The sequence below is a fragment of the Methanobrevibacter sp. genome (assembly GCF_045120835.1).
Classification (GTDB): Archaea; Methanobacteriota; Methanobacteria; order Methanobacteriales; family Methanobacteriaceae; genus Methanocatella.
In genome coordinates this window covers 1-5,062 of record NZ_JBGVFE010000101.1, presented here as the reverse complement: position 1 = coordinate 5,062, position 5,062 = coordinate 1, and the positions used below count along the sequence as shown (strand labels likewise).

Here is a 5,062-nt window from a genome sequence, read left to right as displayed (position 1 = left end):
CTAGCCTTTAGCGCCTTTGTACAATATCTCATTAATTAGACTGCTTTTACCTGATCCGCTAACGCCTGTAACACAGGTGAATTTGCCCAATGGAATTTCAACATCAATATCCTTAAGATTGTTTTGCCCGGCACCTATGATTTTAATAAAGTTGCCATTTCCTGGCCTTCTTTCAGTTGGGATATCAATCTTTTTAGTCCTTGAAATGTATTGGCCAGTGATTGAGTCTGGATTTTTCATTATATCCAAAGGTGTTCCCTGAGCAACGATTTTACCACCGTGTTCACCGGCTCCCGGACCTATGTCCACAACATGGTCCGCCGAGAGGATGGTTTCCTCGTCGTGTTCAACAACAACCAAAGTATTTCCCAAATCCTTAAGCCTTTTGAGTGCCTCAATAAGCTTAATATTGTCCCTTTGATGAAGCCCTATACTAGGCTCATCCAGAATATACAACACGCCAACAAGACCAGAACCGATTTGTGTTGCCAAACGAATCCTTTGAGCTTCACCTCCGGACAATGTACCTGAAGACCTTGACATTGAAAGATAGTCGAGACCGACTTCCACAAGAAAGCTTAATCTCTCCTTAATTTCTTTTAAGACTTCCCTTGCAATGAACATTTCCCTTTCGGTCAATTCCAAATCCTGGAAGAACTGATAGGAATCCTTGATTGCCATATCACACACATCAATGATTGACTTTCCGCCAACGGTTACCGCAAGAACCTCAGGCCTTAAACGTTTTCCATCACAGACAGAACATTTCCTGTCGCTCATGAACTTTGAGAGGTATTTTCTTGAATAGCTTGATTTGGTTTCAAAGTACAACCTTTGCATTCTTGGAACAACACCCTCGAATTTACGGTTGACCATATATGACTTGTTTCTTCTTTTGAATGTGAATGGAATTTTCTCATTGCAGCCGAAAAGAATTGTATCCTGATATTCCTTAGGAAGTTCCTCAAAGGGAGTGTCCATACTGAAATTGAAATGTTTTGATACTGCATCAAGCATCTGGAAGTAATAATTTTCCCTTTTGGCTGAACTTGCCCATGGTACAATAGCTCCTTCGTTTAATGTCAATGTCTTGTCCGGAACCACCAAATCCGGGTCTATCTCCATTTTGGAACCGATACCGTTACATTCCGGACATGCCCCCTGCGGAGCATTGAATGAAAACATCCTTGGTGTGAGCTCCTCAAAGTTGATTCCACAATCTACACATGCAAAGTGTTCAGAGTATTTTTTCTCATATTCCTCATCGCCATTGTCAAAGAGAACTGTAATCAGACCGTCTGTGAATTCGGCAGCAGTTTCAAGGGAATCCACCAGCCTTCTTTTAAAGTCGACATCCTTTCTGATTTTCAGCCTGTCAACTACGACATCAATGTTATGCCTATAGGTTTTTGCAAGGTTGATGTCCTCATCGAGATCACGGACTTCACCATCGATACGGGCCCTTACAAAACCCTTATTTCGCAAATCTTCCAGGACATCCTTGAATTGGCCCTTCTTGTCTCGAACTACCGGAGACAATATGTGTATCTTAACACCTTCTCCCTCTTCGATGATGGATTCTCCAATCTGACCGATTGTCTGCTGTGAGATTTCCTTTCCACAGTTGGGACAATGAGGAATTCCTATTCTTGCAAACAGCAATCTAAGATAATCATAAATTTCGGTGATTGTACCTACGGTTGATCTTGGATTTTCCCTTGTGGTCTTCTGGTCAATTGAAATGGCCGGGGACAAACCCTCAATGGATTCCATTTCCGGCTTTTTCATCTGGCCTAAAAATTGTCTTGCATAAGCTGACAGAGACTCCACATATCTACGCTGTCCTTCAGCATAGATTGTATCAAAGGCCAGTGAAGACTTTCCAGATCCACTCAATCCTGTAATTACAATGAATTCATCACGGGGAACGCTGACATCAATGTCCTGCAAATTATGTTCACGTGCCCCCTTGATGACAATCTGCTTTTTATCCTTGTCGGTCATAATAAAACTCCTTAAATTATATTAAAAATAATTATATATAAAACACTTTAGCAAGAGCATTTGATAACTAATGAGTGAAAGAAAGTCCTAACCTGTGTTAGGAATTCTTTCTGAAGTATTGTGTCGATTCCAATTTGTACCCATACTTGAATAAAGATTATTCAATTTGTTTTTGGCAGACTTGCCTAAAGAATAGCTGAGTTTCACAATAAGACCCGAAGTATCATAATTGTTGAAGCGCTTTTTCATGTACTTTACGGTCAGCCAGTTTGTCGGAATACTATGGCTTCCGGTATCGTAATCACCTGAAGGATTTCCCACAAGCACCTTTTTGCCGTCAGCGCTGATGTCGAGAATAGCCACATAATGCCCCCATGTATGGAATACCAAAGCACAGCCACCCTTTTTAAGCTGTTTTAAAGCCTTATTGAATGAACTTTTGTAATATACAGTGCATTTGAAATTGAATTTCTCCAAACCCTTCTTAAGGCCTTTTGTACTTGAACCGTCAGAAGATGAGGTTCCGGACATTTTGGCCAGATACGCCTCATTATAGTAGTTCCTTAAAACCTGAGTGCACATGCTGGAAGAGGTAGGTCCGCATGTATAACCTGTATTCTGCACATCCCTTACCTCAGGATAATTATAGGATTTGCCTTTCAAGTTAACCGTAACGGAATCGGGCCAGTAATTGTGCTTGTTTTTCAAAACGATTTTTTTATTTATTTCCCTTTCAATCACGTTCCACTTTTCCCTTTTGATAATGTGATTGTATTTAGGTTCTGATTTTGATTTGAAAACCACATATTTGGACATCTTATTTTTCAGATAAAGGGTATAACTGTCCCTTTTAATAACCTTTTTATATTGGGATTTTGTAAGTGTGTAGGTCATGTCCTCATCTGCCATGACATAGCTTTTAGGCATATAGTCCACATCAGGAACACCATTTCTCAATGGAATCTTGCTTTTTAAAGGATTTAACACATTTCCTGCAATGCCTGAAACGGTTTTGCTTGCAGTTGACCCTGTAATATTCTCATCACCATCAAATCTGGCTTCAATCAAATGATTTCCAACACCAACGGACGGTTTAAAAACAACAAAACCTTCTGAAGTTGTAGTTTTAGCATACTCTTTGCCGTCAATCTTAACGATGATTGTCTTTTTGGAAACGGCAGACAATATATCGCTTTTAAGATAGATTCTCAGATACCCGTTTGTAAGAAGTATATTGTTTCCGATGACAATGGAAGTAGAAATCGGAACAATCAATTCAATGGTTTTTGAAACTGCATTATAATACTCGTTTCCTTCAAATGATATGGTTAGAGAATACCTTCCAACAGCTTCGCTTACCTGAAAACCTGCCTTTCCGCTGGATTCAGTATAGTAATCATAATTTTTACCATTAACGGAAAAATGCAACATTTCCCCACTAATAGGCTCTCCGTTCATGTCAGTCAAATAAGCATAAAAATAATCGTTTTTTACAACAGAGCAAGTGTCCGGAACAATAGTTGCATTCGCTTTCATAACAGTAACATCGAATGTCTTGGTGATCGGAGCGTAGTCATTATCTCCTATGAATTTTACATTCAGCACATATTTGTTTGCAGGAAGATCAATCTTCAGACCCACACTGCCGTCACCACCTGTTGTAAGGACATACTCTTGTTTGTTGACAGTGGCAGTTAGATTTTTGAAGGCTAAACCAGTGCTGTCATTTGGATCTGCAAGTGATATGTTAATCGAATCTCCTGTAACAACATTGCTATCATTGATTTTAACAGTAGGAGTGGGTTTTTCTTTAATAATATCTGCATCATCACTAATTTCCAGTTCAGTTTGCGTTGAATTGCTATCTTGGGCCGAAACCGCACCAATGGAAATTAATGAGATAATGATAATCATCAATAAAAATTTAAATTCTTTTTGCATAATATCATCCATTATTATTTATCAAAGCCTTTTAAGGCATATAATTTGTTTCTTAAATCGGCTGCCCTTTCAAAGTCGAGTCTTGCAGCAGCATCTTTCATGTCTTTTTCCAAATCCCTAATCAACAGGCGAAGTTCATCTTTAGGCATCTTATCAACATCTGTACCGATGCCCCGGTATTTTTCATCTTCCTCCGCCAATTTTTCCTTAAGAGTTCTTTGGGTGGATTTTGGAGTAATTCCATGAACTTCATTATATTTCATTTGTAGCTTGCGCCTTTTAAGTGTTATGTCATATGCATTTTTAACCGAATCGGTCATGTCATCAACATACATTATAACCCTGCCGTTAACATTTCTTGCAGCACGGCCGATTGTCTGTATCAGGGATGTTTCATTTCTTAAAAATCCTTCCTTGTCCGCATCAAGGATTGCAACCAAGGACACTTCCGGCAAATCAAGGCCTTCCCTTAAAAGGTTTACGCCAACCAGCACGTCGAATTTGCCTCTTCTCAAATCGTCAACTATGTCAATCCTTTCGAGAGTGTCGATTTCGGAATGCATGTACCTAACCTTGACGCCGATTCTTGCATAATAGTCAGTCAAATCCTCAGCCATCCTTTTTGTAAGGGTAGTAACCAGTACCCTCTCATCCTTTTTGGCAGTTGACTTGACTTCCCCCAGCAAGTCTTCAACCTGGCCGGTTACGGGCCTTATTATGACTTCTGGATCTACCAGACCGGTCGGCCTTATAATCTGTTCAACAACATTTCTTGATTTTGAAAGCTCATACTGGCTCGGCGTTGCCGATACATAGATTACCTGATTGACTGACGCTTCAAACTCGTCGAATCTCAAAGGCCTGTTTTCCTTGGCTGAAGGCAATCTGAAACCGTGTTCCACAAGGGTTTCCTTACGGGCACGGTCACCGTTGTACATTCCCCTAATCTGAGGTACGGTAACGTGAGATTCATCAATTATTGTCAAGAAGTCATCCGGAAAATATTTCAAAAGGGAATATGGCTTTTCTCCCCATTCACGTCCCGAAAGATGCATGGAGTAGTTTTCAACTCCCGGACAGTATCCCATTTCCTGAAGCATCTCTATATCAAAGCGGG

2 protein-coding genes and 1 pseudogene are annotated in these 5,062 nt (G+C 40.1%); all 3 read right to left on the bottom strand.

Features of this window, described 5'->3' with window-relative positions:
• A pseudogene (gene uvrA / locus ACJMLO_RS09250) lies at nucleotides 1-2,004 on the bottom strand (excinuclease ABC subunit UvrA); the annotation flags it as partial.
• Between the two features lie 87 nt (nucleotides 2,005-2,091).
• Nucleotides 2,092-3,918: a cysteine peptidase family C39 domain-containing protein gene (locus ACJMLO_RS09245; RefSeq protein WP_405296106.1), complete on the bottom strand. Its 1,827-nt coding sequence runs from the start codon at nucleotides 3,916-3,918 to the stop codon at nucleotides 2,092-2,094.
• A 41-nt stretch (nucleotides 3,919-3,959) separates the two neighbouring features.
• A partial coding sequence (locus ACJMLO_RS09240; protein WP_405296104.1) for a helicase-related protein occupies nucleotides 3,960-5,062 on the bottom strand: 1,103 nt, incomplete at its 5' end.

Coding starts and splice junctions, on each gene's coding strand:
- ACJMLO_RS09245 (WP_405296106.1), bottom strand. CDS start 3,918: ATGATTATCATTATCTCATTAATTTCCATTGGTGCGGTTTCGGCCCAA.